1 protein-coding gene is annotated in these 2,835 nt (G+C 66.0%); it reads right to left on the bottom strand.

From position 1 onward, the window contains the following. The coding region (locus AB0H42_RS35555) for a hypothetical protein (protein ID WP_357064240.1) at window positions 1-2,756 on the bottom strand (2,756 nt) is incomplete at its 3' end. Window positions 2,757-2,835 lie beyond the last annotated feature (79 nt).

Genomic DNA, 2,835 nt, shown 5'->3' with positions numbered 1-2,835 from the left:
AAGCGGTCGAGATCGATGTCTTCCGCGGCTCTTTCGACCGGCGGTTCCGCGGCCCGCTCCACCGGACCCGGGGTGCGCCCCAGCCGCCACTCGACTCGCACATAGGAGTTGCCTCCCGTGATATCGACGAGAGCCACGTGCACCGCCTCGGCATCGAGCTCGACCCCGAGTGATATCGGTCCCTGCCCCCACCGAATCGACGCACCGACGGCCGCGGTGATCTCCCGCACGTAGGCCGGCTCCGACCAACCGTCCAGCAACTCGGCGATCTGTCGTTCCACCAGGTCGGCCTGCGCCTCGTCACCGGCAGCGATGTCATCGAACCGCAGGCTCGGTTCGTCCGCGGGTGCCGAGGGGGTGAAGTGGCCCTCGGCCGTCGGCGAGTGATCCGATGGCCTGCTGCCGATGCTGTCCGGCGCGGCACCAGCCGGACCCTCCGCAACCTGCGGGACCGGGCCCCATTCGTCGGCCAGGACGAACCCGTAGACATGGACCAACCCGTCCTCGTCGGCGAATGCCCGCGTCACGATGTACCGCATTCCGTGCATCAGCAGCACTTCCGGCGTGCGGGTCACGGATTCGGTTCCGAGTAGGGGAGTTCCGGCGGGCACCCGCAGATGTACGACATCGGAATCCTGCAGGCGGGCCGATGGTGTGCTGCCCATTTCGCCGCACAGGTAGCCCTGGGTGTCGCACAGTTGGCCGCGCATACCTGCCGGATCTGCGTTGTCGGCCGGGTCCAGGACGGTCTCGGCGACAATCCAGGAATCGACGGTTGTACGGTTGCTCAGGATGGCGGAATCGAGGTGCCGCACATGCGGCCGGGCCGGATCGTCAACCCTCTTCTCCCCGTAGGGCGCCGCTATATACCGGCTGACCGCCGAATATCCGAACAGCGAGGTTCCGTTGGCATCCTGCTTCGCCCATTCGATCGACTCGGCATGCTGGGCCGCGATGGTGCCGAGGTGCGTCCGGGCGTACGCCGCACCCGCGGCGCTGGTGTCGAAATCGAGTGTCCCCTCGATTAGTTCGGCCTTCGCGACGGCGTGCTTGTCCGTATCGGGGAGCGCGTCGAATTCCGCGGCCGTTCCTTGCCAGGGGTGGTAGAACGGCATCGCCTCGGCCGAGCCGTCGTCGTAGGTCCGGGCTCCGGCGACCCGAATGCTTTCGTCGGCGGATACGACCAGCGCGTCGAACTCCCGGTACTGCTCGATCAGATCGACGATGCGCTGTTTGTCCGCCACCGGCCCCACACCTGCCCGCAGCTCGTCCCGCAGCCTCGAGTAGAGCAGTTCGATCGGCCTTCTGCCGAACGGTTCGACAGCCGCACCCGCGAGCCGGCGCAGCTGTGCTCGCAGGTCGTCCCGCCGCGTACGCATGCGGTTCAGCTGGGCGCGATCCTGGACCAGCTGGAGCACCGTTGGAAGGGGATCGCCAGCTGTGTTCGTATGATCGCCGGTGGGTCCAGGGTCGTCCGTGATGTGGTCAGGACCGTGGTGGGGGCGACTGCCGACCGGTCTGAGTTCGTCACGGCGCGGATTGTTCGATAGATCCCCAGCGGCACCCGATCGAACCGGTATCGCTTCGTCCAGGCCCGGTCGTCCAACGGGTATCGCATTGATTTCATCCTGCATGGCCGACGGAACGTCGACGTGCTGGTTTTGTGGCGGCGTCTCGGCGTCGGGGGCTTCCGCGCGGGAGCGGGGGACGAGGTTGCCGTCCCGATCGAACTCGATGGTCTCGAACCGCCGCTCGCCCGCGGGTATGCGGTTGATGTATTTTTCCTGTTCGCGGCGCCAATCGTCGAACCCGATGGCCTTGTTCAGCAAGGTGCGGCGATTGCGCAGATCTCGTGGACCGTAGTCGTTGTCGGTGTTACGGTCGCGCGAGGCGGCCAGGTCGACAACGACCAGGTTCGGTTCGTCGACCGAGATGCTGTCGTTGACCAGCAGCACCATATGGTCGTCGGCCTCGGTGCTGGTGCCGTTGGCGCGGGTGTCTTTCCATTTGTAGACCAGGACGGTGATTGCGCCGGGCCGTGTTTTCAGGGATTCGGCGACCTGGTCCAGCGATTCGGCCTGCTGCAGTTCGGCGCCGAATATGTCGCGCACATCGTCGCGGCCGTGTCCTCCGAGCTTGGTCCGCGGCACCTGGAAGCGGTCGGCGTTGTCGGGGCACAGCACTCGCATTCCGGTTACGGCATTGTTGACGCAACTGTTGGGACTGCGCCGATGGAACTGCACAACCAGATCGAACAGGGCCGAGAGTGCCAGATAGCGTGACGCGGCGGCAACGATATCGTCGGCTGTCCCGTGGTGTGCGTCGCTGTTCTGTGTGTCAGAGGGTTGAGCAGCGGCATCCCGGGCGGTCGCATCCGGGAGGCCGTCACCCACTGTCCCGGAATGTGAGGTAGCCGCGGCAGTATCGTCGTGTACTCCGGGTTCTGCGGTGTTCGCGGCGGGCAGGTGGTCGCCTACTGCTTCGCCGAGGATGTCGCGGGCGATGCCGGGGTTGATGCCGGCGGCGGGGTAACCCAGCGCTGCGGCCAGGGCGTCCCGGGCCTCGGTGACTGCGGGATCGAGTGTGCGCATACCTTCGGCGCCGTCGATATCCAGCAGTGGTATACCGAGTTGTTCGGCGAGCCGGCCCCGTAACCGGCCTATATGGATCAACGCGTCTTCGTTGCCGAATGTTGCCCGGTCCCGCGTCGCCGCGGGGGCGGTCTCGTCGACATGTTGCCCTAGGCCGCGTTTCATAAGCCGTGGCCGGATAACCACAGGTTGATTGCGGCGACGCGGACCGTGGCCAGGTAACGGACAGCGAGTTTGTCATAGC

This window comes from Nocardia sp. NPDC050799, from assembly GCF_040654015.1.
In the GTDB taxonomy this organism is placed as follows: domain Bacteria; phylum Actinomycetota; class Actinomycetes; order Mycobacteriales; family Mycobacteriaceae; genus Nocardia.
The sequence above is the reverse complement of the archived record's forward strand: the minus strand, read 5'-3'. Positions and strand labels throughout refer to the sequence as shown.